This window comes from Pedococcus sp. 5OH_020 (assembly GCF_027812955.1).
GTDB lineage: Bacteria > Actinomycetota > Actinomycetes > Actinomycetales > Dermatophilaceae > Pedococcus.
In genome coordinates this window covers 42,797-67,447 of record NZ_JAPYZV010000004.1, presented here as the reverse complement: position 1 = coordinate 67,447, position 24,651 = coordinate 42,797, and the positions used below count along the sequence as shown (strand labels likewise).

Here is a 24,651-nt window from a genome sequence, read left to right as displayed (position 1 = left end):
CCGTGCCCGGCAAGAACCTGACCCGCGACGAGGCCGTGACCCGTGCCGCCGCGATCACCGTCGACCACTACGACGTGGCCCTCGACCTCACGACGAGCGACACCACGTTCGCGAGCACCACGACCGTCACCTTCGCCAGCGGCAGACCCGGCGACGACACCTTCATCGACCTGATTGCTCCGTCGGTGGGCTCCATCACCCTGAACGGCCGGTCGCTCGACCCGGCCGAACACTTCGACGGGGTGCGGGTCAGCCTGCCGGACCTGGCCGAGCACAACACTCTGACGATCGAGGCGACGGCCGCCTACATGAACACGGGCGAGGGGCTGCACCGGTTCGTCGACCCGGTCGACGACGAGGTCTACCTCTACTCCCAGTTCGAGGTCGCGGACTCACGCCGGATGTTCGCGGTGTTCGAGCAGCCCGACCTCAAGGCGAGCTATGCGTTCACCGTCACGGCGCCCTCGCACTGGCAGGTGGTGTCCAACTCGCCCACGCCTGAGCCGACGGTCGTGCGGGACGGGGTGAGCAGATGGGACTTCGCGCCGACCCCGCGGATGTCCAGCTACATCACCGCCCTGGTGGCCGGCCCGTACGCGGTGGTGCGCGACGAGGTGATCACGCGCCGTGGGACCGTCCCGCTGGGCATCTTCTGCCGGCGGTCGATGCTCGAGCACCTGGACGCGGACAACATCTTCGACGCCACCAAGCGCGGGTTCGCCTTCTTCGAGAGCGAGTTCGACTGCGAGTACCCGTTCGAGAAGTACGACCAGCTCTTCACGCCCGAGTACAACATGGGCGCGATGGAGAACGCCGGCGCCGTCACCATCAACGAGGTGTACGTCTTTCGCGCGAAGGTCACCGAGGCTCTCGTCGAGCGCCGGGCGCTGACCCTGCTGCACGAGCTGGCGCACATGTGGTTCGGCAACCTGGTGACGATGAAGTGGTGGAACGACCTGTGGCTCAACGAGTCCTTCGCTGAGTGGGCCTCCACCACGTGCCAGGCGGAGGCCACGCAGTGGGAGTCCGCGTGGACCACCTTCGGCATCTCGGAGAAGGCGTGGGCCTACCGGCAGGACCAGCTCTCCTCCACGCACCCCATCGTCGCGCCGATCCGCGACCTGGAGGACGTCGAGGTCAACTTCGACGGCATCACCTACGCCAAGGGCGCCTCGGTCCTCAAGCAGCTGGTGGCCTACGTGGGGCGCGAGCCCTTCGTCGCGGGCCTTCGCTCCTACTTCGCCAAGCACGCGTGGGGGAACACCACCCTCCAGGACCTGCTGGGTGAGCTGGAGGAGACCTCCGGACGCGACCTCGGCACCTGGTCGAAGCTGTGGCTGGAGACGGCCGGCGTGAACACCCTGCGTCCCCTCATCGAGACGGACGACCGGGGCCTGGTCTCCTCCGCGGTCATCGAGCAGACCCACGCACCGGCGTACGCGACGCTGCGTCCGCACCGGCTCGCCGTCGGCCTGTACCGGGTACAGGACGGCTCCCTGGTCCGGACCGACCGCCTGGAGCTCGACGTCGAGGGCAGCAGCACTGCGCTGCCGGAGCTCGTCGGACGCGAGATGCCCGACCTGGTGCTGGTCAACGACGACGACCTCGCGTACGCCAAGATCCGGCTGGACGAGCGCTCGCTCGGCACGGCGCTGGCGCACCCGCGCGGTTTCCAGAGCAGCCTGCCCCGCGCACTCGTCCTCGGCGCCGCCTGGGACATGACCCGCGACGCCGAGATGTCTGGCCGCGACTTCGTCAGCCTGGTCCTGGCGACCCTGCCGGGTGAGACCAACTCCACCATGCTGCGTACCACCCTCGGCCAGCTCCAGACCACCCTTCAGGTCTATGTCGCACCGCAGCACCGTGAGGCCACCCTGGAGTCCGCGGTCGCCGCACTCCGGGACCTGGCCGCGGCCGCGGAGCCCGGCAGCGACGCCCAGCTCCAGCTCGTCACCACGTACGCCGCCCTGCAGCGCGGCGGTGCGGACGCTGCATACCTGCGTGGCCTGTTCGACGGGACGCAGGAGCTGCCGGGTCTGGCCATCGACACCGAGATGCGGTGGACGCTGCTCACGGCGATGGCGGCGGTCGGCGCAGCCACGGAGCAGGAGATCGCGGCCGAACAGGAACGGGACAACACCCTGACCGGACGCGAGCGGGCCGCCAAGGCGCTGGCTGTCATGCCTACGCCGGAGCGCAAGGAGGCTGCCTGGCGCGAGGCCGTCGAGGGCGAAGGCCTGCCCAACACCATCATCGAGGCGATCGGCCAGGGTTTCGGTCGAGCCACCGACCCGCAGGTGCTGCGCCCCTTCGTCGCGCGGTACCACGACTGCCTCGTCAGCCTCTGGGAGTCGCGGACGCACGCGATCGCGGAGGTCGTGCTGACCACCTTCTACCCGAGCGTGCTGGCCGACCAGGAGCTGCTCGACGCCTCCGAGCAGTGGCTGGCCACGCATCACGACGCTCCTGCCGGCCTCGTCCGGCTCGTCGCCGAGAACCGCGACGGCGTGGCCCGCGCGCTGCGAGCCCAAGCCCGGGATGCCGATGCCTGAGGCACTTCTGCGTGCGGTCGCGGAGCTGACGCCCCAGGCCGTGTGGAGCTGGTTCACCGGACGGCCGCTGATGGTCGTCATCAGCGTGGCGGCCGCGCTGGTGCTGCGGTGGGTGCTGCTGCGTTCCATCGGGCGGGTCGTCACGGTGACGCTGGCACGCTCGGACGCTCGTCGCGGGGGGCAGGCGAGCCGGGCCGGGCGGGTGCTGGCGCAGGCCGCCGGCGCGCTGCACGAGCGACATCGGCAACGCACCCTGACGATGGCCTCCCTGCTGCGCAGCATCGTGACGTTCGTGATCGCGCTCATCACCATCCTCACGGTGATGGCGGTCTTCGATATCCCGCTCGCGCCCCTGCTCGCCTCCGCGGGAGTCGGCGGGGTCGCACTGGGCTTCGGAGCCCAGAGCCTGGTCAAGGACTTCCTGTCCGGGATCTTCATGATCCTCGAGGACCAGTACGGGGTCGGCGACGTCGTGGACACCGGAGAGGCCATCGGCACGGTGGAGGAGGTCACCCTGCGGGTGACGAGGCTGCGCGACGGCCAGGGCGTCATCTGGTACATCCGCAACGGCGAGATCGTGAGGATCGGCAACAGGAGCCAGGGCTGGGCGACGGCGACCGTCGACATCCCGGTCGCCTACTCCGAGTCGCTCGAGCGGGTCCTGCCGATCATCCGTACCGTGGTGCAGGAGCTGGACGAGTCGCCGCAGTGGAAGGACAAGCTGCTCGAGGAGCCGCAGGTGATGGGAGTGGAGTCGATGACCGGCTCGGTGATGACGATCCGAGTGCTGGCGAAGACAGCACCTCAGCAGGAGCTGGGCGTCTCGCGCGAGATCCGGGAACGGGTCAAGGCGGCGTTCGACGAGCACGGCGTGAAGGGTCCCGCGATCATGCCGTTCGGACCGGTGGCGGGCGTATGACCTCACCCGGACGACCCGTCACCTTCTACGAGGAGGTCGGCGGACACGACACCTTCCGCAGGCTCGTGGCGGAGTTCTACCGCGGCGTGTCAGGCGACGCCGCCCTGCGAGCGCTGTACCCCGAGGAGGACCTGCGCCCGGCGGAGGAGCGGCTGCGCCTGTTCCTGGAGCAGTACTGGGGCGGGCCGACGACGTACTCCCAGCAGCGGGGCCATCCCCGGCTGCGGATGCGGCACCATCCGTTCAAGGTCACCCCTGCACAGCGAGACCGCTGGCTGCACCACATGATGGCGGCCGTCGACAGCCTGAACCTGGCACCGGCCCACGACCTGCTGCTCCGCGACTACCTGGACCGCGCGGCGCACAGCATGGTGAACTCCTTCGACGAGTAGTGAGCGCACCCGCATCACCGCGTTCACCCAGCAAGACGGGCGGATCTCGGTTTTCGCGACGGCCACGCATGCGTCAGCATTGGTACTCGTGACCGACACGCTCTCCAGCCAGCTCATCCACCCCGCCGCCACCGAGGACGCCACCTGGTGGCGTCATGCGGTGATCTACCAGATCTACCCGCGGTCCTGGGCCGACGGCGACGGGGACGGCGTCGGCGACCTGCCCGGTGTGACGCAGCGGCTCCCGTACCTGCAGGCTCTGGGGGTCGACGCGGTGTGGCTCAGCCCGTTCTACCGGTCCCCTCAGGCGGATGCCGGGTACGACGTCGCTGACTACCGCGACATCGACCCGCTGTTCGGGACGCTGGAGGATGCGGACGCCTTGGTGGCGAAGGCACACGAGCTCGGGCTCAAGGTGATCGTCGACCTCGTGCCCAACCACAGCTCCGACGAGCACCCGTGGTTCCAGGCCGCCCTGGCCGCCGGTCCCGGAAGCCGCGAGCGGAACAGGTACATCTTCCGTGACGGCCGCGGCCCGGACGGCAGCGAGCCGCCGAACGACTGGCACTCCGTCTTCGGCGGCCAGGGCTGGACGCGCGTGACGGAGGCCGACGGCACACCGGGCCAGTGGTACCTGCACCTGTTCGACGTCAAGCAGCCGGACTTCAACTGGGACAACGCCGAGGTCCGCGAGGAGTTCGAGGCGATCCTGAGGTTCTGGCTGGACCGGGGGATCGACGGCTTCCGCGTGGACGTCGCCCATGGGCTCGTCAAAGAGGCAGGCCTGCCGAACTACGACGCCGAGCTGCACATCCTCGACGGCGAGGTGAGGCCGGGGGCCCCCATGCCGCCGATGTGGGACCAGGACGGCGTCCACGAGGTCTACCGCTCGTGGCGCAAGGTCCTGGACAGCTATGGAAAGCCGGACCGCATCCTGTGCGCCGAGGCATGGGTGCGGCCGCAGGAGCGCGCAGTCCGGTATGTGCGACCCGACGAGATGCACCAGGCGTTCAACTTCGACTTCCTCCAGGCGCAGTGGCGGGCCGAGGACCTGCGCGAGGTGATCGACTCGTCGCTGAAGGCGGCGGACAGCGTCGGCGCCCCCAGCACCTGGGTGCTGTCGAACCACGACGTGGTGCGCCACGCCTCGCGGCTCGGTCTCCCCGTCGGTCAGCGCCGCCCCAACGGCATCAGCGCGCAGGACCCCCAGCCCGACCGCGAGCTGGGCCTGCGCCGCGCCCGGGCAGCCACCCTCCTCATGCTCGGCCTCCCGGGCAGCGCGTACATCTACCAGGGCGAGGAGCTCGGCCTGCCGGACTCCACCGACCTGGAGGCCCAGTACCGACAGGACCCGACCTTCCTGCGCAGCAACGGCGAGGAGGTCGGCCGAGACGGCTGCCGGGTCCCGATCCCGTGGAAGAAGGATGCCCCGTCGTTCGGTTTCGGCCCCTCGGGGCAGACGTGGCTGCCCCAACCGCCGATCTACGGCGAGTACGCCGTGGACCAGCAGGACGGCGTCGACGGCTCCACCCTCGAGCTCTACCGGCAGGTGCTGCGGCTGCGGCGCGAGCGCGCCCTCGGCTCCGGTGGGCTCCAGCTCCTGGAGGGTCTCCCGGACGACGTCGTGGCGCTGCTCAACACCGGTCGTGGCGAACGCACCCTGCTGCTGACCAACCTCGGTGAGGAGCCGGTGCGCCTGCCGCCGGGGGCGGAGGTCCTGGTGGCCTCAGGCCCGCTGACGGGGGAAGACGAGGTTCCCACGGACACCACGGTCTGGGCGGCCGTCTAGCATCCCTCACGGTCCCGGTCTCGGGGCAGACTGGGACCGTGAGAGCAGCCGACTTCGCCTACTTCGACAGCCGGACGCCCATCGGCCTCGCGCATCGTGGTGGGGCCAAGGTCACCGAGAACCTTGGGCTGGAGAACTCCATGGCGGCGTTCCGCCTCGCGGTGGCCATGGGGTACCGGTACCTGGAGACCGACGTCCACGCCACCGCCGACGGCCGGCTGCTGGCGTTCCACGACCGCAGGCTGGACCGGGTCACCGACCAGCGCGGCCGGATCGCGGACCTCTCGTGGAGCACGGTGCAGCAGGCCAGGATCAGCGGCCGCGAGCCCGTGCCTCTGCTCTCGGACCTGCTCGAGGAGTTCCCGGACACCCGGTTCAACATCGACGTCAAGGCAGCGGGGGCCATCGAGCCGCTCGCGGCAGTCGTCCGGTCCCATCGCGCGCAGGACCGGGTCTGCGTCGGCTCCTTCTCGGACCGCCGGCTTCGGGCGGTCCGGCGGCTGCTGGGCCCGATGGTCGCGACTGCGGCCGGTCCGGCGGAGATCGGCACACTGCGCTTCACGCCGTCACGGCTCGCCTCGTGGCTGCGCTCGCCGGCCCCCGTCCTGCAGGTCCCCGCGGGCCAGCTCCTCGCCGGTCGGCGGCTGGACCTCGCCTCTCCCGCGCTGGTCGAGCGCGCGCACGCCCTCGGCAAGCACGTCCACGTATGGACCATCGACGACGCGGACGAGATGAACCGGCTGCTCGACCTCGGCGTCGACGGGATCGTCTCGGACCGCATCGACACCCTGGCCGATGTGCTCGCGAAGCGCGGGGTGCCCCTGCGGCCGGTGGCCTGAGCCCGGCTCAGCCCCTGAACACAGCCTCGACCTCCGGCGACCGGCTCCGGTAGCCGTGCAGGAGCTGCCGAGCGGTCGTCACGGAGTCCACGAGCGGGTGCAGCGCGAACGCCTTGAGCGCCGCTGTCTCCGAGTGGTCCACGACGGCCTCGATCACCAGCCGCTCGACGGCCTTCACCTGCTGCATGAGCCCCAGCTGGTGACCCTCCACCGGGGCGACCGGCAGCGCCACGGCCCCCGCGGCATCGACGCTGCAGGGCACCTCCACGACGGCGTCCACGGGCAGGCCCGCGACGGCGCCCGCGTTGCGCACGTTGAGGATCATTGTGTCGGGCGACCCGCCTGCGAGCGCCGCCATGAGCGCGAGCGCCACGCCCTCGTAGCCACCGCCCGAGACGTCCAAGGCATCACGTTGTTCCCCCTCGGTGCGCGCCTCGCGCATGTAGCTGGCGTCCCGTTCCTCGCGCACCCGCCGCCAGTGCGCGAGCGCCTGCTCCGGCTCCCGGGCCACGGTCTCGTAGAACGCCGCCTGCTGGTCGCGCAGATACTCACCGCGGGTCTGGCCGGCCGCCGCGATGCCGCCGAGCGCCTCCCGGGTGAAGTAGTAGTAGTAGAGGTACTCGTTCGGGACGGAGCCCAGCGACTGCAGCCACGGGGCGCCGAACAGCCGTCCCTCTTCCATGCCGCCCAGCAGCTCTGCGTCGGCGAGCAGGGCGGGGAGCCGGTCGACCCCCTCGTGCTCCAGGCCCCGCAGCCAGCCCAGATGGTTCAGGCCGACGTAGTCGATCGTGGTCCCCTCCGGGGGAAGGCCCAACGTGCGAGCAGCCCTGCGCGCCAGCGCGATCGGCGAGTCGCAGATGCCGACCACGCGGTCACCGAGGACCGCCTGCATCGCCTCGGTGACGAGTCCGGCAGGGTTGGTGAAGTTGATGAACCAGGCGTCCGGGGCAACGCGCCGGGCGCGCTCGGCGATGGCCAGTGCGGCCGGTACCGTGCGCAGCCCGTAGGCGAGCCCCCCTGGCCCCGTCGTCTCCTGGCCCAGCACGCCGAGGTCGAGGGCGACCCGCTCGTCGACCGTCCTGCCGTGCAGGCCGCCGACCCGGATGGCCGAGAAGACGAAGTGCGCTCCGGCCAGCGCCTCATCGAGGTCCATGGTGGCCCGGACCGAAGGAGCGCCCCGCCGGCCGGCCGTCTGCTGGTCGAGCACCGCGCCGACAGCGCGCAGCCGGGACCCGTCGGTGTCGTACAGCCATACCTCGTCGACACCCGGCCCCTTCCCGTCGCTCAGCAGGGCCCCGTACACCAGCGGGACCCGGAAACCTCCTCCCCCGAGGATGGCGAGCTTCACCACTGGTCCTCGTCAGCCACGTCGTGGGAGTGCACCGTCGTCACCCGAGCAACGTAGCAACGCCGGACGGCCTTGCGGTGCCCTGCCGGCCACGCCACGATGACGACGTGACGGCCCCGGCGTTCGACCCGCTCGCGCACCTGCGCGCGCTGGACGACCCGGACGTCGACGTCTTCCTGCACGGCATGGTGTTCCTCGACATCATCTTCACAGGGCTCTCGCGGCTGCCGAAGAACGGCACCGAGGTGTGGGCGGAGGGGATGGGGTCATGTCCCGGAGGGATCGCGAACCTCGCCGTCGCCGCCTCCCGGCTCGGGCTGCACACCTCCCTCGGGGCGGCCTTCAGCGACGACGACTACGGCGAGTTCTGCTGGCGCACCCTGGAGGAGCAGGAGGGGGTGGACCTGTCCCGGTCGCGCCGCTACCCGGGCTGGCACTCACCGGTCACGGTGTCGATCTCGGTGAACCGGGACCGGCGGATGGTGACCCACGGCCATGCCGCCCCCCAGGCGGCGTCCGCCATGATCGGGACCCCACCGCGTGCCCGGGCGGTGCTGCTCGAGCTCAGCGCACAGCACCCGCTGGGTGCTGGTGACGAGGAGCGCGAGTGGGCCGAGCGGGCCAGGGCCACGGGTGCGCTGCTCTTCGCAGACGTCGGCTGGGACGAGTCCGGGACGTGGCCCCGCGCGGTGCTGGACCAGCTCGAGCACTGCCACGGGTTCCTGCCCAACGCCGTGGAGGCGATGGCGTACACCCGGACGGAGTCGGCACAGGACGCGCTCTATGCACTCGCCGACCTCGTTCCGCTGGCGGTCGTGACGAACGGCGACGACGGCGCCCTCGCCATCGACAACACCACCGGCGAGGAGGTCAGCGTCCCGGCCCTGCGTGTCAACGCGATCGACCCCACCGGGGCCGGAGACGTCTTCGACGCCGCAGTCACCATGGGCACCCTGGCCGGATGGCCGCTCGCCGACCGGCTCAACTTCGCCGCTCTCTGCTCTGCGCTGGCGGTGCAGGAGTTCGGCGGCTCGCTGGCCGCCCCCGGCTGGGGCGACATCGCGGACTGGTGGCACCGGGCCCAGGCGCGGGTGGACGGCAGCGCGGCCACCCGCTCGGTGCTGCGCCGCTACGGCTTCCTCGACGACCTCGTGTCGACGGTGCCCAGAGGCGCGACGCGGCGGGCCGCGGCCACCGTCGCCAAGCAGTCCGACGTCTGACGTCGGGTGGCGCCGAGGCGACCCCGCCGCCCTCGGCGCTGGTACCCGGCTCCCCTACCCTTGACCCAGTGACCACTGCCCAGCCTCGCCCTCCCGCGGGCGTCCCGGAGGTGGACGACCAGCGGCTCGGCGTGTTCCAGCCGGCATACCTGTTGATGTCCTTGGCCCTCGTGGCGCTCATCACGGTCATCGCCTTCGAGGGCATGGCGGTGTCGACGGCGATGCCGGACGCCGCGCGGGAGCTGGACGCCGTGCGGTCCTACGGGCTCGCGTTCTCGGTGATGCTCACGACGCAGCTGCTCGGCATCGTGCTCGCGGGCGTCTGGTGCGACCGGTCGGGCCCCCTGCCGTCGCTCTACACCGGGCAGCTGCTCTTCGCCGTCGGCTGTGCGGGCTGCGGTTCGGCGACGGGGTTCTCGCCGTTCCTCCTCGGCCGCGCGGTCGCGGGACTGGGGGCCGGACTCATCATCGTGGCGGCGTACGTCGTGGTGGGTCGAGCCTACCCGGAACCGTTGCGGCCCAAGGTCTTCAGCGTCATCTCGGCGGCGTGGGTGCTGCCCTCGCTGCTGGGTCCCCCGGTCGCGGCCTGGGTCACCACGACGTGGTCGTGGCGCTGGGTCTTCTGGATGGTCGTGGTCCCCGTGGTGGTTGCGCTGGCGGCGGTGCTCGCCCGGCGGACGCAGATCGCCGCCGCGAGCAAGGTCGTGGAGGAGCCGGGCCGCACCCGGCGCCAGCATGTCCGCGCGGCCTGGCTGGGCGTCCTGATCTCGGCGTCGGCGGGGGCGGTCCAGTGGGGCACCCACGACCTGGAGCTCCGCCTGTCGGTGCGGACGGTGGTGGCCCTGACCGGCGTCGCCGGCGTGGCTGTCGTCGCGCCGCTCCTGCTGCCGGCCGGTACGTGGGTCATGCGAAGGGGCCTGCCCTCGGTGATGCTGGCCCGGTTCCTGCTCACCTGCTCCTTCTTCGGCACGGTCACGTACGTGCCACTCATGCTCGTCAACGAGCGAGGGCTGTCGCTGCGAGCGGCGGGAGCCATCCTGGCGGTGGGGTCGCTGGGGTGGTCGGCCGGATCGTGGGTGCAGGGACAGGACCGCTGGGCCGGCCGGCGCTACCATCTGGTGTCGGTGGGAGGCCTGCTGCTCACCTGCGGGCTGCTTTCCATCGTGGCCGTCACGCACCTGGGCTGGAACCCGTACCTCACCGCGCTGAGCCTCGTCGCCTGCGGCCTCGGCATGGGTCTGGGTACCGCCAGCCTGTCCGTCATCTCGCTGCTCCTGTCGGTGCCCGCCGACCACGGCTCCACATCGTCGTCGCTGCAGCTGTCCGACGTCCTCGGCTCCGTGATCGGGATCGCGGCGGCGGGGGCCGTCTTCGCGACGCTGCACACCACCGCAGGGCACGACGCCCCCGTGTTCGTCGCGATGTGGCTCGGCCTGAGCGTCGTGGCGGCCCTGGTGACCGTCGCGGGTCAGCGCATCAGGACATGACCGGCCGCAGTGGTCAACCGCGTCCATCGGCCGTGCGCCCACACGGTGACGACCTGGCCGGGTGAGGCCGGTTCACCAGCTGAGCCGGATGAGCCGGTGAAGCCCAGGACGTAGGCGGCGAAGGCACCTCCGGCCGGGATCGGTGGTGTCGTCGTCGTCGAACGGCTCCAGACCCGGCGGCGCAGTGCGGCGACCGCCTGTGCTCCGGCGTCGTCCGGCGTCCCCGCTGCGACCTCCGCGATACCCGCCCGCGCCACGGCGACGACGTCCTGGGCGCTGAGGGCACCTACCCGCTCCCAGCCACTGCGCGGCGGGGCCACGGCCGCCCACCCCACCCGCACCGGCAGCGGCGGAAGCTCCAGCGCCGTCCCACCCCCGCGCGCGAGGCGGTCCGCCACTGCCGCCAGCGACACCGTCACGTCGACCTCGGCCGGGTCGGCCAGACGCATGGTGCGCAGGCCCACCACCGCGCCCTGCGCCATCAGCCCCATGCCGGGGAGGATGCCGACATACGCCGCCAACGTCGTACCGGACGCCTGCAGCCGGATGGCGCCCTCCTCGTCGGCCGAACGGGCGCGCGCGACGTACGTCCTCAGGTCCTCGGTGGTCTGGGCATCGGGAAGGGTGAGGCGCATCAGCGCCGCCGCCACCGGAACGGCACCGGCTCGCCGGCGTGGGCCTCGAGTCGGGACCGCAGAGTCGGGTCCATGCGTCGTGGCGTGGAGGTGGCGAAGTCGTAGAGGACCAGCGTCGTCTCGGCCCGCGCGTAGAGGGTGTCACCACCGGTCGGCACCGCGCTCTGCGCACTGCCTTCTCCGGCGCGCTCGCGCACCTCGTAGGCCAGGTCGAAGCCGGCCCCGCCGATCCGCGTCGCCCACATCTCCACGACGATCGGCGGCACACGGAACTGCAGGGGCGCCAGGTACTCGATCTCGTGACGGGCCACGAGGATCCCTTCGGACAGCACCGACCGGTCCTGCCCGAACCACTCGTCGAACCCGATGACCCGTGCGTCCTCCAGCAGCCGGAGGAACTGCACGTTGTTCACGTGGCCGTAGGCGTCCATGTCGCTCCAGCGCAGCGGTACGTTGACGCGGTAGCGGGTGCTCGGACCGTAGCGCTGCTCCTCTGGCATGGGCCCATCCTGGCAGGGCTGTCGGCACGGCGGCATACGGTGTGCGTCATGGAGACGACCGCCGCCCTCGACCTGCGCGCCCAGGCCACCCAGGTGCTCCGGAGGCTGGTCGGTGCCGACGCCGCCGACTTCCGCGACGGCCAGCTCGACGCGGTGGCTGCCCTCGTCGGAGAGCAGCGCCGGGTGCTGGTCGTGCAACGGACCGGCTGGGGCAAGTCCGCCGTCTACTTCGTCGCCACCGCTCTGCGCCGGGCCGCCGGGTTCGGGCCGACCGTCATCGTCTCGCCGCTCCTGGCGCTGATGCGGGACCAGGTCGCGGCCGCCGAGCGCGCGGGCATCCGTGCAGTGACGATGAACTCGGCCAACGCCCAGGACTGGGGCCTGGTCTCCGCCGCGCTGGCAGCGGACGAGGTGGACGTCCTGCTGGTCAGCCCGGAGCGGCTGAACAACCCACGCTTCCGTGACGAACAGCTGCCCGACCTGGCTCGCCGCTGTGGGCTGCTCGTGGTGGACGAGGCGCACTGCGTGTCGGACTGGGGGCACGACTTCCGGCCCGACTACCGCCGCATTTGTGACCTGCTGACGACCCTGCCGGCCGGGACCCCGGTGCTCGCCACCACTGCCACTGCCAACGCGCGCGTCGTCACGGACGTTGTCGAGCAGCTCGGAACGGGTGGACACGACGTCCTGACCTTGCGCGGCGGCTTGGCCCGCGGCTCACTGCGGCTGGGAGTCATGCGCCTGACGTCCCCCGAACAGCGGCTCGCGTGGCTCCTCGCCCATCTGGGGACGCTGCCGGGCAGCGGCATCGTGTACACCCTCACGGTCTCCGGCGCTGAGGACATCGCGGCAGCCCTGCGCGAGGCCGGGCATGAGGTCCGCGCCTACACCGGTCGAACAGACCCGGCCGACCGGGAGCGCCTCGAGGCCATGCTGCGCGACAACCAGGTGAAGGCTCTGGTGGCGACCTCGGCCCTCGGCATGGGGTTCGACAAGCCGGACCTCGGCTTCGTCCTGCACCTGGGCGCGCCCTCCTCACCCGTCGCCTACTACCAGCAGGTGGGGCGCGCCGGGCGCGCCACGGAGCACGCTGACGTGCTGCTCCTGCCCGGACCGGAGGACAAGGACGTCTGGGCCTACTTCGCCTCCTCGTCGATGCCGCGGCAGGAGCAGGCGGACGCGGTGCTGACAGCGCTTGCCTCGTCCGCCAAGCCCCTGTCGACGGCGGTCCTCGAGTCGGTGGTCGACATCCGCCGCACGCGCCTGGAGCTGCTCCTCAAGGTGCTCGACGTGGACGGCGCCGTCCAGCGGGTTGCCGGCGGCTGGGCGTCCACCGGACAGCCCTGGACGTACGACGCCGAGCGCTACGCCCGCGTGAGTGCTGCCCGCCTCCGCGAGCAGGAGCTCATGCTCGCCTACGAGCAGACGTCCCAATGCCGGATGGCCTTCCTGCAGGAGTCCCTCGACGACCCGTCCGCCGCCCCGTGCGGGAGATGTGACTCGTGCGCGGGGGTCTGGTTCCCGACGACCGTGCCCGACACCGCGGTGAGCTCGGCGAGGGTCCGGCTCGACCGCGTCGGGGTCGAGCTCGAGCCCCGGGCCCAGTGGCCTCCCGGCATGGAACGGCTCGGCGTGCCGGTGAAGGGTCGCATCGACCCGGGCGAGGCGATGCGTCCGGGGCGTGCCGTCGCACGGCTCACCGACCTGGGCTGGGGGCAGCAGCTGCGGGCCCTCCTGCGGGCCGACGACGCTCCGGCGGCCGACGAGCTGGTGCGGGCCTGCATCCCGATCCTTCGCGACTGGGACTGGCAGGACCGGCCGGTGGCGGTCGCCTCGGTCCCCTCGCGCTCCAGACCCCTGCTCGTCGAGTCGCTGGGGCGTGGGCTCGCCGAGCTCGGCCGCCTGGAGTGGCTCGGTTCGCTGGACCTCGTGCATGGCGGGCCGACCGGAGAGCCGGGCGGGAACAGCGCCTTCAGGCTGGCAGGAGTCTGGGGACGGCTGTGCGCCACTCCGGCGCAGGTCTCAGCACTCGGCCGCCTGCACGGGCCCGTGCTGCTCGTGGACGACCTCGCCTCGTCGCGGTGGACGCTGACCGTCGCTGCCCAGGCGCTGCGGCTGGCCGGCGCCGGCGCCGTGCTGCCCTTCGTCCTGGCTCTGGAGGCGTGACCGGGGCGCCGCACCGAGCCGGCGTGGGTGTCGGGTACCGCTCGCCCTGCCGAGCTCGTGACGGGCCTGCTCCGGATCTGGGAGGGGGACCGTGAAGAGCGGGAGGAACACCTGGACGGTCGGGCCGATCAGCAGCGCGTAGAGGATGGTTCCGATGCCGACCGTGCCGCCGAGGGCGAAGCCGACCGCGAGCACAGTCAGCTCGAGGGAGGTCCGCACCAGTCGCAGGCTTCGACCGGTCCGCCGGACCAGTCCCGTCATGAGGCCGTCGCGAGGCCCGGGCCCGAACTGGCTGCCGATGTAGAGGGCGCCCGCCAGCCCGTTGAGGACGATCCCGGCGCCCAGGAGGACGACCCGCAGCGGCAGCGAGGTCGGTGCGGTGAGCACTGCGAGCGCGGCGTCCGTGGCCAGGCCGATGACGAAGACGTTCGCCACCGTGCCCAGACCCGGCCACTGCCGCAACGGGATCCACAGCAGGAGCACCAGAGCCCCCACGATGATGACCACCGTGCCGAAGCTCAGCGGCAGATGCGTGGCGACGCCGTAGTGGAAGACGTCCCACGGGTCGAGGCCGAGGCCCGCACGCAGCATCATCGCCATCGACACGCCATACAGCGTGAGCCCTACGAACAGCTGGACCAGGCGGCGGCCAGTGCGACCCGCCCGCAGCTGCTGCAGTGGGGTCAGGACGGTCAAGCCGGTTCTCGTCATGCCGGTCATCATTGGCCAGCAATGGCCTTCTTTTCTATAGCCAGTTGTGCAAAAGTGGCCTGCATGGCTCCCCGAAGCATCAGCGCGGCCCGTCTGGTTCCCATGCTGGGCGCTGCGCTAGGAGTCACACCGGCCTACCGAGGACTGGCCGACGCACTCCGGCTCCTCATCGCCGACGGCCGCCTCCCCGCCGGCACCCGCCTACCCAGCCAGCGGGAGCTGACCACAGCGCTGGGCGTCAGCCGGACGACGGTCACCCGGGCCTACGCCGAGCTCGAGGACCGCGGGTACCTGAGCTCTCGTCAGGGGTCCGGCAGCGTCGCGACGCTTCCCGGGACGCCGGCCGGACGACGGCAGGGTGCGGCACTCCAGCGCGGGCTGGACCGCGCCGAAGGAGACGTCATCGACCTGACGTGCGCGTCGATGCCCGCACCGCCCGGGACCATGGCAGCCTACGAGCGCGCCCTGCTGGCCCTGCCTGGCTACCTCTCGGGCACCGGGTACCACCCCTTGGGGCTGCCGGAGCTCCGGGAGGCGCTCGCCCAGGGCTACACCGCGAGAGGCCTGCCCACCGACCCGGACCAGCTGATGGTGACCAGCGGTGCGCTGGCGGGACTCGCGGTCGCGGGCAGGGCCCTGCTCTCTCCCGGTGACCGGGTCCTCCTCGAGAGCCCGACGTACCCCAACGCGATCGACACCCTGCGTCACTGCGGTGCCCGGCCGGTGGCCCTGCCCATGCAGCGGGACGGCTGGGACAGCTCCGCCGCCGAGGCCACCCTGCGCCAGACCGCCCCACGGGCGGCGTACCTCATCCCCGACTTCCACAACCCGACCGGCGCCCTGATGGGCGACGCGCAGCGCGCGCGCCTCGGCAGAGCCCTCTCCGGCACGCACACGGTCTCCGTGGTGGACGAGACCATGGTCGACCTGTCTCACGACGGCGACGCGGCGATGCCGGCGCCGATGGCAGCCCATCATGGCCGCAGCATCACCCTCGGCGGTGCCAGCAAGTCGTTCTGGGGTGGGCTGCGGGTGGGGTGGCTTCGTGCGCCCCGAGACCTCATGCCGGCCCTCGTCACGGCCCGGCTCAGTCTCGACCTGGGCAGCCCCGTGCTGGAGCAGCTGGTCCTGCTGGACCTGCTGAGCCACCGCAACGAGCTCCTCGCCGCACGCCGGACCGGGATGGTCGCGGCCCGCGACACTCTGGCCGCGGAGCTGCGCGCACAGCTGCCGCAGTGGTCCTTCCAGCCGCCCGCGGGAGGTCTGTCCATCTGGGCCGAGCTTCCCAACGAGGTGTCGACGCCGCTCACCGTGGCCGCGGACCGCAGAGGCGTCGTGCTCGCCCCCGGGGCGCAGTTCGCGGTCGAGGGGGGTCTGGAGAGGTTCCTGCGGGTTCCCTTCGCGGCGCACCCACCGGAGCTCCTTCGCGAGGCTGTGCGACGCGTCGCCGCGGCCTGGGAGGACCTCGGCTCAGACAGGCCGGCACAGCACCGCTCGTCGCCCCTGGTGGCCTGAGCCGGCCTCGGGGACCAGCGACGCGCCCCGTGGCGCGCCCGCTAGGGTCTCCTGGTGACCGCCCCGCACAGCATCGTCCCCGACCCGCTCGCCGACCTGCTCGACACCCTGGCCCTCGAGGAGCTCGGGACTGCGCGCATCACGGTCGAAGGCGTCGGCGACCGGGCCGACTTCGGTGAGTCCGGCGCGTCTGTGTTCCTCGGCCGGAGCCAGAAGATGCCGCACGGCCGCGTGTTCGGCGGACAGGTACTGGCGCAGTGCATCATCGCCGCGGGGCGGACGGTGGCCGACATCGATGGTGGCGGCAACCGGTTCATCCACTCGCTGCACGGGTACTTCATGCGTCCCGGGGACGACACGCAGCCGATCCGCTTCGCGGTCGAGCGGATGAGGGACGGCAGGTCGTTCTCCACGCGGCGGGTCCACGCCATCCAGGACGGAGTGCCGATCCTGTCCATGATCACGTCCTTCCAGGAGGTCGCCGGAGGGCTCGACCACCAGGACCCCATGCCGGTCGTCCCCGGCCCGTCCGAGCTGCCATCGCTGCAGGACCTCTTCGGCGGCGTGGACCACCCCGGCGCCCGTCACGTGCTCAACCGTCCCGTGGAGCATCGCCATGTGGAGGGCAACATCTTCTCGGCGCCCGGTCCGGAGCTGACCTCCCGGCAGAGCGTGTGGCTGAAGGCCGTCGGCGCGCTGCCCGACGACCCGCTGGTCCATGCCGCCGTGCTGGCGTACTCCTCGGACTACACGTTGCTCGAGGCGGTGCTGCGTCGGCACGGGCTCGCCTGGACCGACCGTAGGCTCCGGCCCGCGAGCCTCGACCACGCGATGTGGTTCCATCGGCCGGTCCGCGCCGACGACTGGCTGCTCTACACGCAGGAGTCGCCGTCGGCCTCCGGTGGCCGCGGTCTGGCCCTCGGCCGGATGTTCTCGGCCGACGGCACGCTGGTGGCCACCGTGGCGCAGGAGGGCATGGTGCGCGTCAAGGGGTCGTGAGCCGCGTACGGCTCACGCAGTGGGACGGACCCGGACCACCGCCGCGGTGCCCGGTGGCAGGCGCACCCCTTCGTCCGCCAGCTCAGTGCCCGACCCTGACCAGCTGAGCAGGACCTCGGTCGGCACCCGGTCCAGCGGCACCGTCGCCGTCGACTCCGAGAGGTTCACGACGGTGCGAAGGCTGCCGCGGGCCATGACCAGCCACTGGTCGTCCTCGTCGAAGGAGACGTCCACGAGGTCCAGACGCCCGTCGGTCAGCTCGGGCTCGCTGCGGCGCAGGGCCACCAGCTCCCGGTACCACTGCAGCACACGGGCATGCTCACCCTCGTGCGCCTGCGCCCAGTCGAGCTGGGAGCGGCGGAACGTGGCCTCGTCCTGGGGGTCCGGCACGTCGTCCCAGCTCATCCCGTGGGAGGCGAACTCACGCCGCCGGCCTTCGGTGACGGCCTTTGCGAGCTCCGCCTCCTCGAAGTCGGTGAAGAACTGGAACGGTGTCGTGGCCGCCCACTCCTCCCCCATGAAGACCATCGGCGTGTACGCGGAGGTGAGGTACAACGCCGCGCCCACCGCCTGCCGAGCCGGCGGCACCAGCGCCGAGATCCGGTCCCCGACCGCCCGGTTGCCCACCTGGTCGTGCGTCTGGAGGTAGGCGAGGAACCGGCGCGCGTCGACCTTCTCGCGGTCCACCGACGCGCCCCACTCCTGCTCCCGGAAGCTGGACCAGGCCCCGTCGTGCAGGAACGCCTTCGTCAGCGTCTTGGCGAGGACCGCGAGGGGGCCGCCGTCAGGCAGGGTGCGGTTGTGACCCGCGAAGTCACCGTAGTAGCCCTGCGTCTCGCCGGTGAGCACGACGTGGAGCGCGTGGTGGATGTCGTCGTCCCACTGGGCGTCCATGCCGAGCCCGCCGCCCGCCGTGGGGGTGACGGTACGGGGGTTGTTGAGGTCGCTCTCGGCGATGAGTCCCAGAGGACGTCGCAGCTGCGCACCGAGGTCCGCGACCTCGTCGGCCAGCTGCGCCAGCACATGCGGGGCCGAGCTGTCATGGAGCTCGTGGACGGCGTCGAGACGCAGCGCGTCGACATGGAACTCCCGGAACCACCGCAGCGCGTTGTCGACGATCCAGCGCCGGACCTCCCCACTTCCGGGGCCGTCCAGGTTGACGCCGTCCCCCCAGGGCGTGTGGTGCGCGGCCGAGAAGTAGGGACCGAAGCGCGACAGGTAGTTGCCGGTCGGGCCGAGGTGGTTGTACACGACGTCCAGACAGACGCCGAGCCCCTGCTCGTGACAGGCGTCGACGAACCGTTGCAAGGCCGCCGGCCCGCCGTACTGGTCGTCCACCGCCCACGGGGCGACACCGTCATAACCCCAGTTCCACCGACCCGGCCACGCCGCGACCGGCATCAGCTCGACCACGTCGACCCCCAGTTCGACGAGGTGTCCCAGCCGTCGCTGTGCGGCGTCGAGCGTGCCCTCCGGGGTGAACGTCCCCACGTGCAGCTCGTAGAGGACCGCGCCGTGGATGCCCTGCCCCTGCTGCGGGCCCGCCCACGACGCGTCGTGCCACTCGTGCTGTCCAGCGTCGAACCACCGGCTCGAGCTGTGCACGCCGTGCGGCTGCCAGGCCGTACGAGGGTCGGGCGTGGGCTCCCCGCCGTCGACCACGAAGGCGTAGTCGAGCCAGGGGTCGACCGCGGGCTCCCGGTCCAGCCGGGGCGACTGCCAGGCCCACCACCCGCCGCTGGTGGGAAGCATGGGCTCACGCCCGCCGGGACGGCCCGCGAGGGTCCACTCGACCTCGACCGTGCTGGCCTCCGGAGCCCAGACGGTCAGCTCCGGACCGGTGGGGCGCGAGGCCGCCTCAGGTGTTGTCATCGCCTCAGGTGTTGTCATCGCCTCCGGTCTCCTCATCTCTCGGGCTCCCGTCCCCTCGGAGCAGCAGGGCGACCGGGAGGTCGGCCAGGAGGTCGGAGAGTCGCACGTTGCCCGGGCGTCCCTGCGCCGCCACGACGGCTCGTCCGGTCAGCAGGTCCTGCCAGTGCCCCGGTGGCAGCTCGACGAAACCTTCGAGCCACCCGCCCTGCACCGCGAGGTCTTCGCTGAGCCGGGTCAGCACCGCCACGACCTGCGGACCGTCCTCGTCCCCTCGGGCGAACGCCAGTGCGTGCTCGTCCGACGTCGCCACAGCGGAGTAGATCGCCCCCGCCCCGGTGAACCACTGCGGATGCTCACGCCGCAACCGGAGGGCGCGGGACGTCACGAGGAGCTTCTCGTCGTCCAGGTCGGCGGGAAGGTTCCCGTCGTCGAGGCGCGCCAGGCGCCGCCGCCGAGCGTCGTAGTCGACGGCCCGGCGGTTGTCCGGGTCCACGAGCGAGAGGTCTACGAGCTCGGTCCCCTGGTACACGTCCGGAACCCCTGGCATCAGCAGCTGCAGCAGCTTCTGGCCGAGCACGTTCGCGCGCCAGGCCCGCTGGGTGCGTTCCGCCCAGGCCTGCAGGTGGGCCCGTACTGCCGGATCGGTGGTCAGAGCCCGGACGAACGTCGCGACCTGGCCCTCGTAGGACTCGTCCGGATCGGTCCAGGACGTATGCCGCTTCGCCTCCCGGACCGCCTTGGTCGCGTACGCCTGCAGCCGCTCCTCGTCGAGCGGCCACGCTCCCACCGCGGTCTGCCAGAGCAGGTACTCGGTGGACGCGTCCAGCCCCGCGCCACGGTGAGGGGCGGTGAGGTCCCGTCCCTGGGCCAGCCAGGAGCTCCACTGCTCCGGCAGCTCGGACAGCACCGCGAGGCGCGCGCGGACGTCCTCGGAGCGCTTGGTGTCGTGCGTCGAGAGCGTGGTCATCGTGGCCGGCCAGGCAGCCAGCTGCCGGGCGGCGAAATGGTGCAGCTCGTCCGGCGCCGTGCCGACCTCGGCGGGGTCACCACCCACCTCGTTGAGGGAGATCAGCCGGGCGTAGCGGTAGAACGTCGTGTCCTCGATGCCCTTGGCCATGACGGGTCCACAGGTCTGCTGGAACCGCACGACGAACTCCAGCCGGGCGTCCCCCGAGTCGGCGCTCGCCTCGGGCAGTCGCCCGCCTCTGGCCAGCTCGGTGACGAGGTGAACGCTGAGGTGGTCGGCCTCGGGCACCAGCCGGAGGGCACGGGCCTGCGCGTCGGCGAGGACCTGCTCCTGCTCCCGCTCCTCGCGCTCGTCCTCCGGCCCACCCGGCCCCAGGTACGCCCGGTAGCGGTCCATCGCCACGAGCAGCGCACCCACGGCACGGCGCAGCGATCCCTGGTCGTGTCCAGGAAGGACCCGCGCGACCAGCCGCATCAACCGGTTCACCTCGGCCGCCTGGACGGACTCGACCACCTGTTGCTTGGCCTCCAGGGCCAGGTCCGTTACGTCTTCACGACGGCCCACCAGCCTTGCGAGCAGCTCGGTCAGCGGCTCCTCACCACGGGGGTCGACGAACACGCCGCCGACCCGTTGCAGCGTGTCGTAGCCGGTGGTGCCGGCGCAGCGCCAGTAGCGCGGCAGCTCCTCGTGCCCCTCGAGGATCTTCTCCACCACGACCCAGGCACCGTCGGTCGCGTCGGCGAGGTCCGCGAGGTAGCCGGCGGGGTCAGCCAGCCCGTCGGGATGGTCGATGCGGAAGCCGTCGAGGAGGTTCGCGCGAAACGCCTCGAGCAGCAGCCGGTGGGTGGCCTCGAAGACCGACTTGTCCTCGACCTTCACCGCGACGAGCGACGTGACGTCGAAGAAGCGCCGGTAGTTCAGCCGCGTGGCACCCTCCCGCCAGTCGCACAGCCGGTAGTGCTGCGCCGCCACGAGGTCTGGCAGGTCCAGCCCCTCGGTGCCTGGCCGGAGCGGTAGCTCGTGGTCGAAGTACCGCAGGACCGCCTCGTCCCCGGCGGGGCGGCCGCCCCGGCTGACCTCCAGCTCGCCGGCCGCGATGGCGGCGTCGAGCGGACCGCCGAGCACCGGCATGAGCACGTGGCCGTCCTCGGCGTCCCAGTCGACATCGAACCAGTGGGCGAACTCGGACTCCCGGCCGCGGCGAAGAAGGTCCCACCACTGCCGGTTGAGCCACGCCGGCGTGGGCGTCGTCATGTGGTTCGGGACGACGTCGACGACCAGACGCAGGCCGTGCGACGACAGCGTCCGGGACAGCCGCTCGAACCCGGCGGACCCACCGGCCTCCTCGTTGAAGCGTTCGTGGTCGACGACGTCATACCCGTGGGTGGAGCCGGGCGCGGGCTGGAGGACCGGCGACAGGTAGGCGTGCGAGACCCCGAGGTCGACGAGGTACCGGGCCTGCTCCGCGGCCTCGTCGAAGGTGAACGCCGGCTGGATCTGCAGCCGGTAGGTACCCGTGGGCACGACGGGTCCCTGGGCGGGCGCCTCCTCGGTGCGTGCCTGGCTCATCGGCGCGTGGCGGCCCCGGCCGGGACACCTGCAGGCGCCGGACGGGCACAGCGCAGGACGATGACGCTGCGTGCCTCGGCCGTGATGCTGTCGAAGGGCTTGAGCTCGGCGTCGTCCAGCTCACCCTCGGCGGCAGTGTCGATCTCGGGCGACCACGAGTCCCCGTAGTCAGAGTCCGGGAGCACGAAGTCGATCGCCTGGTCCGCCCCGTTGAAGAGGATCAGGAAATGGTCGTCGACGATCGGCAGCCCGCGGGTGTCCGGCTCGGGGATGGCCTGGCCGTTGAGGAACACCATCATCGACTTGGCGAACCCGTTGTCCCAGGACGACTCGTCCATGTGGTGGCCGCTCGGCTCGAACCAGGCGATGTCGCCGACCTCGCTCTCACCGCCATGGTTCGCCGAGCCACCGAAGAACCGGCGGCGCCGGAACACCGGGTGCTCGCGCCGCAGCTCCATGAGCCGCTGGGTGAAGGCCAGCAGGTTGTACTGCTCCTGGTCCAGGTCCCAGTCGACCCAGGTGAGGGAGTTGTCCTGGCAGTAGCCGTTGTTGTTGCCGAGCTGGGTGCGTCCCAGCTCGTCGCCGTGCAGGATCATCGGCACCCCCTGCGAGAGCAGGAGGGTGGTCAGGAAGTTGCGCTGCTGCCGCTGCCGTAGCTCGTTCACGGCCGGGTCGTCGCTCGGTCCCTCCACGCCGCAGTTCCAGGACCGGTTGTGGCTCTCACCGTCGTTGTTGCCCTCGCCGTTGGCCTCGTTGTGCTTCTCGTTGTACGACACCAGGTCGCGCAGGGTGAACCCGTCATGGGCCGTCACGAAGTTGATGGACGCGATGGGTTTGCGACCGTTGTGCTCGTAGAGGTCGCTCGACCCGGTGATGCGGGAGGCGAACTCGCCGAGGGTCGCCGAGTCACCACGCCAGAAGTCCCGGACGGTGTCCCGGTACTTGCCGTTCCACTCCGTCCACAGCGGCGGGAAGTTGCCGACCTGGTAGCCACCGTCGCCGACGTCCCAGGGCTCGGCGATGAGCTTCACCTGGCTCACCACCGGGTCCTGCTGGACCAGGTCGAAGAACGCCGACAGCTTGTCCACCTCGTGGAACTGGCGCGCCAGCGTCGCGGCGAGGTCGAACCGGAACCCGTCCACGTGCATCTCGGTGACCCAGTACCGCAGCGAGTCCATGATGAGCTGCAGGACGTGGGGGTGACGCATGAGCAGGCTGTTGCCCGTCCCCGTGGTGTCGTAGTAGTGGGCCGCGTCGCCGTCCACGAGCCGGTAGTACGCGGCGTTGTCGATCCCTCGGAAGCACAGTGTCGGGCCGAGCTCGTTGCCTTCTGCGGTGTGGTTGTACACGACGTCGAGGATGACCTCGATGCCCGCCTCGTGGAGCGCCTTCACCATGCCCTTGAACTCGGCGACCTGCTCGCCCCGGGTGCCGTATGCCGCGTAGCCGTTGTGCGGCGCGAGGAAGCCGATCGTGTTGTAGCCCCAGTAGTTGCTCAGCCCCTTGTCCCGAAGGGTGAAGTCGTTGACGAACTGGTGGACCGGCATGAGCTCGATGGCCGTGACGCCGAGCTCCTGCAGGTGCTGGATCGCGACGGGGTGCGCGATCCCGGCATAGGTGCCCCGGATCTCCTCCGGGATCTCGGGGTGCAGCTCGGTGAGCCCCTTCACGTGGGCCTCGTAGATGACCGTCTCGTGGTACTGGCGCCGGGGCGACCTGTCCTGGCCCCAGTCGAAGAACGGGTTGATGACGACCGACAGCATCGTGTGGCCCAGGCTGTCTTCGGTGTTCAGCTTCGCAGGGTCGTTGCTGGGATCGCCGAAGGTGTACGAGAACAGCGACTGGTCACCGTCGGCCATCCCGTCGATCGCCTTGGCGTACGGGTCGAGCAGCAGCTTGTTGGGGTTGCACCGATGACCCTGTGCGGGGTCGTACGGCCCGTGTACCCGGTAGCCGTAGCGCTGTCCGGGCTGGACGCCAGGAAGGTAGCCGTGCCAGACGAAGCCGTCGACCTCGGGCAGGACGTACCGCGTCTCCACGCCCTCGTCGTCGATGAGGCACAGCTCGACGCGCTCGGCCACTTCGGAGAAGAGGGCGAAGTTCACGCCGGTGCCGTCGTACGACGCTCCCAGGGGGTAGGAGCTGCCGGGCCAGATGTCCATGTGTCGCCTTCAGATTGGTGCCGCGTACGTGCGGCGTGTGAGCGAGGGCGTCGTTGACCTCAGGTGATGCCATTGTGCCGGAGCGACGGGGTGACCGCTGACCAGCGCCCCTCTGCCAAGGGTAAGCGGGCGCTTAGTAGACTCCCCGGGAGTCCGCCCGCCCCATACCCCGTGGCCGCCCGGCCCACACCACCCACCGGAGGAACCATGAGCACCCAGCGCGTTGCCATCGTGACCGGCGCCGCCCGCGGCATCGGCGCCGCCACGGCCATACGGCTGGCCGCCGACGGGCATGCCGTCGCAGTGCTCGACCTCGACGAGGTGGCCTGCGCGGGCACGGTGGAGACCGTCACCGCCGCCGGCGGCCGCGCCATGGCCGCGGCGGTCGACGTCGCCCGGGCGGACCAGGTCGAGGCCGCGGTGTCACGAGTCGTAGCGGAGCTGGGCGCGCCGACGATCCTGGTGAACAACGCCGGCATCACGCGCGACAACCTGCTCTTCAAGATGACCGAGGACGACTGGGACTCGGTCATCCACGTGCACCTGCGCGGCGCCTTCCTGATGAGCCGCGCCGTGCAGGGCCACATGACCGCGGAGAAGTTCGGACGCATCGTGAACCTCTCCTCCACTTCCGCCCAAGGCAACCGCGGGCAGGTGAACTACTCGGCGGCCAAGGCGGGGCTGCAGGGGTTCACCAAGACGCTGGCGATCGAGCTGGGCAGGTTCGGCGTGACGGCGAACGCGGTGGCGCCCGGCTTCGTGCAGACCGAGATGACGCGGATGACCGCCGAGCGCCTGGGGGTCTCGTTCGATGACTTCCTCTCGCACGCCGCATCCCAGATCCCTGTGCAGCGCGTCGGGCAGCCGGAGGACATCGCGGCCACCATCTCCTTCCTGTGCTCGCCCGAGGCCGGTTTCGTATCCGGTCAGGTGATCTACGTCGCCGGCGGTCCGCAGGACTGACCCCCCCGACCCTCCTTCCCCACCGGCGCCGACGCACTCGTCCCGA

17 protein-coding genes and 1 pseudogene are annotated in these 24,651 nt (G+C 71.3%); 11 read left to right on the top strand and 7 right to left on the bottom strand.

Going from position 1 to position 24,651, the window contains the following annotated elements; all coding sequences use genetic code 11:
- Positions 1–2 precede the first annotated feature (2 nt).
- The 5 genes from pepN (at position 3) to PHA84_RS08080 (ending at position 6,491) form a co-directional block, all read left to right on the top strand.
- Positions 3–2,552, top strand: coding sequence for an aminopeptidase N (gene pepN / locus PHA84_RS08100; protein ID WP_270887594.1), 2,550 nt, complete (start codon positions 3–5; stop codon positions 2,550–2,552).
- Positions 2,545–3,471: a mechanosensitive ion channel family protein gene (locus PHA84_RS08095; protein WP_270887593.1), complete on the top strand. Its 927-nt coding sequence runs from the start codon at positions 2,545–2,547 to the stop codon at positions 3,469–3,471. The genes pepN and PHA84_RS08095 overlap by 8 nt, the downstream gene beginning before the upstream one ends.
- Entirely contained in the window at positions 3,468–3,863 is a 396-nt protein-coding gene (locus PHA84_RS08090; protein ID WP_270887592.1) for a globin, read from the top strand. The genes PHA84_RS08095 and PHA84_RS08090 overlap by 4 nt, the downstream gene beginning before the upstream one ends.
- Positions 3,864–3,951: 88 nt before the next feature.
- Positions 3,952–5,652: a glycoside hydrolase family 13 protein gene (locus PHA84_RS08085; protein WP_270887591.1), complete on the top strand. Its 1,701-nt coding sequence runs from the start codon at positions 3,952–3,954 to the stop codon at positions 5,650–5,652.
- Positions 5,653–5,690: 38 nt separating this feature from the next.
- Positions 5,691–6,491 carry a glycerophosphodiester phosphodiesterase family protein gene (locus PHA84_RS08080; RefSeq protein ID WP_270887590.1) on the top strand — a complete coding sequence of 267 codons (801 nt, stop codon included), beginning with the start codon at positions 5,691–5,693 and terminating at the stop codon, positions 6,489–6,491.
- A 7-nt stretch (positions 6,492–6,498) separates the two neighbouring features.
- On the opposite strand, the gene PHA84_RS08075 is transcribed toward PHA84_RS08080, so the two are convergent.
- Positions 6,499–7,839 carry a 6-phospho-beta-glucosidase gene (locus tag PHA84_RS08075; RefSeq protein WP_270887589.1) on the bottom strand — a complete coding sequence of 447 codons (1,341 nt, stop codon included), beginning with the start codon at positions 7,837–7,839 and terminating at the stop codon, positions 6,499–6,501.
- Between the two features lie 107 nt (positions 7,840–7,946).
- Here PHA84_RS08075 and PHA84_RS08070 point away from each other — a divergent pair, with 107 nt between their 5' ends.
- Together PHA84_RS08070 and PHA84_RS08065 are read left to right on the top strand one after the other, a co-directional pair.
- Positions 7,947–9,059 carry a carbohydrate kinase family protein gene (locus PHA84_RS08070; RefSeq protein ID WP_270887588.1) on the top strand — a complete coding sequence of 371 codons (1,113 nt, stop codon included), beginning with the start codon at positions 7,947–7,949 and terminating at the stop codon, positions 9,057–9,059.
- Positions 9,060–9,127: 68 nt separating this feature from the next.
- On the top strand, positions 9,128–10,546 hold the full coding sequence (locus tag PHA84_RS08065; RefSeq protein WP_270887587.1) for an MFS transporter: 1,419 nt from the start codon (positions 9,128–9,130) through the stop codon (positions 10,544–10,546).
- Here the strand turns inward: PHA84_RS08065 and PHA84_RS08060 are convergent.
- Together PHA84_RS08060 and PHA84_RS08055 are read right to left on the bottom strand one after the other, a co-directional pair.
- The gene (locus tag PHA84_RS08060; protein WP_270887586.1) at positions 10,528–11,181 is read right to left on the bottom strand and encodes a hypothetical protein; all 654 of its coding nucleotides are present in this window, start codon (positions 11,179–11,181) and stop codon (positions 10,528–10,530) included. The genes PHA84_RS08065 and PHA84_RS08060 overlap by 19 nt on opposite strands.
- On the bottom strand, positions 11,181–11,681 hold the full coding sequence (locus PHA84_RS08055; RefSeq protein ID WP_270887585.1) for an acyl-CoA thioesterase: 501 nt from the start codon (positions 11,679–11,681) through the stop codon (positions 11,181–11,183). The genes PHA84_RS08060 and PHA84_RS08055 overlap by 1 nt, the downstream gene beginning before the upstream one ends.
- Before the next feature lie 48 nt (positions 11,682–11,729).
- On the opposite strand from PHA84_RS08055, the gene PHA84_RS08050 reads away from it, so the two are divergent.
- A complete protein-coding gene (locus PHA84_RS08050; protein WP_270887584.1) occupies positions 11,730–13,847 on the top strand; it encodes a RecQ family ATP-dependent DNA helicase in 2,118 nt (705 codons plus the stop codon).
- Between the two features lie 159 nt (positions 13,848–14,006).
- Here PHA84_RS08050 and PHA84_RS20780 read toward each other — a convergent pair.
- Positions 14,007–14,438, bottom strand: a pseudogene (locus PHA84_RS20780) (YczE/YyaS/YitT family protein); the annotation flags it as partial.
- A gap of 183 nt (positions 14,439–14,621) precedes the next feature.
- Between PHA84_RS20780 and yczR the strand changes: the two are divergent.
- Entirely contained in the window at positions 14,622–16,073 is a 1,452-nt protein-coding gene (yczR, locus tag PHA84_RS08040) for a MocR-like transcription factor YczR (protein WP_270887583.1), read from the top strand.
- A 54-nt stretch (positions 16,074–16,127) separates the two neighbouring features.
- A complete protein-coding gene (locus tag PHA84_RS08035; protein WP_270887582.1) occupies positions 16,128–17,072 on the top strand; it encodes an acyl-CoA thioesterase in 945 nt (314 codons plus the stop codon).
- 12 nt (positions 17,073–17,084) lie between these two features.
- On the opposite strand, the gene treZ is transcribed toward PHA84_RS08035, so the two are convergent.
- From treZ to glgX, 3 genes are read right to left on the bottom strand one after another with little or no spacing between them, the layout of a single operon-like run.
- Positions 17,085–18,962, bottom strand: a complete 1,878-nt coding sequence (gene treZ, locus PHA84_RS08030; protein ID WP_270887581.1) for a malto-oligosyltrehalose trehalohydrolase — start codon at positions 18,960–18,962, stop codon at positions 17,085–17,087.
- Positions 18,949–21,480 (bottom strand): malto-oligosyltrehalose synthase, encoded by a 2,532-nt coding sequence (gene treY / locus PHA84_RS08025; protein ID WP_270887580.1) that lies wholly within the window; start codon positions 21,478–21,480, stop codon positions 18,949–18,951. The genes treZ and treY overlap by 14 nt, the downstream gene beginning before the upstream one ends.
- A complete protein-coding gene (gene glgX, locus PHA84_RS08020; RefSeq protein WP_270887579.1) occupies positions 21,477–23,642 on the bottom strand; it encodes a glycogen debranching protein GlgX in 2,166 nt (721 codons plus the stop codon). The genes treY and glgX overlap by 4 nt, the downstream gene beginning before the upstream one ends.
- Positions 23,643–23,849: 207 nt before the next feature.
- Between glgX and fabG the strand changes: the two genes are divergently transcribed.
- Positions 23,850–24,605, top strand: a complete 756-nt coding sequence (gene fabG, locus PHA84_RS08015; protein ID WP_270887578.1) for a 3-oxoacyl-ACP reductase FabG — start codon at positions 23,850–23,852, stop codon at positions 24,603–24,605.
- Positions 24,606–24,651 lie beyond the last annotated feature (46 nt).

What these genes read in the sequence shown, in the direction of transcription:
- PHA84_RS08090 (WP_270887592.1), top strand. Translation starts at nt 3,468, where the DNA reads ATGACCTCACCCGGACGACCCGTCACCTTCTACGAGGAGGTCGGCGGA.
- PHA84_RS08050 (WP_270887584.1), top strand. Translation starts at nt 11,730, where the DNA reads ATGGAGACGACCGCCGCCCTCGACCTGCGCGCCCAGGCCACCCAGGTG.
- PHA84_RS08055 (WP_270887585.1), bottom strand. Translation starts at nt 11,681, where the DNA reads ATGCCAGAGGAGCAGCGCTACGGTCCGAGCACCCGCTACCGCGTCAAC.
- yczR (WP_270887583.1), top strand. Translation starts at nt 14,622, where the DNA reads ATGGCTCCCCGAAGCATCAGCGCGGCCCGTCTGGTTCCCATGCTGGGC.
- PHA84_RS08060 (WP_270887586.1), bottom strand. Translation starts at nt 11,181, where the DNA reads ATGCGCCTCACCCTTCCCGATGCCCAGACCACCGAGGACCTGAGGACG.
- fabG (WP_270887578.1), top strand. Translation starts at nt 23,850, where the DNA reads ATGAGCACCCAGCGCGTTGCCATCGTGACCGGCGCCGCCCGCGGCATC.
- treZ (WP_270887581.1), bottom strand. Translation starts at nt 18,962, where the DNA reads ATGACAACACCTGAGGCGATGACAACACCTGAGGCGGCCTCGCGCCCC.
- PHA84_RS08095 (WP_270887593.1), top strand. Translation starts at nt 2,545, where the DNA reads ATGCCTGAGGCACTTCTGCGTGCGGTCGCGGAGCTGACGCCCCAGGCC.
- glgX (WP_270887579.1), bottom strand. Translation starts at nt 23,642, where the DNA reads ATGGACATCTGGCCCGGCAGCTCCTACCCCCTGGGAGCGTCGTACGAC.
- treY (WP_270887580.1), bottom strand. Translation starts at nt 21,480, where the DNA reads ATGAGCCAGGCACGCACCGAGGAGGCGCCCGCCCAGGGACCCGTCGTG.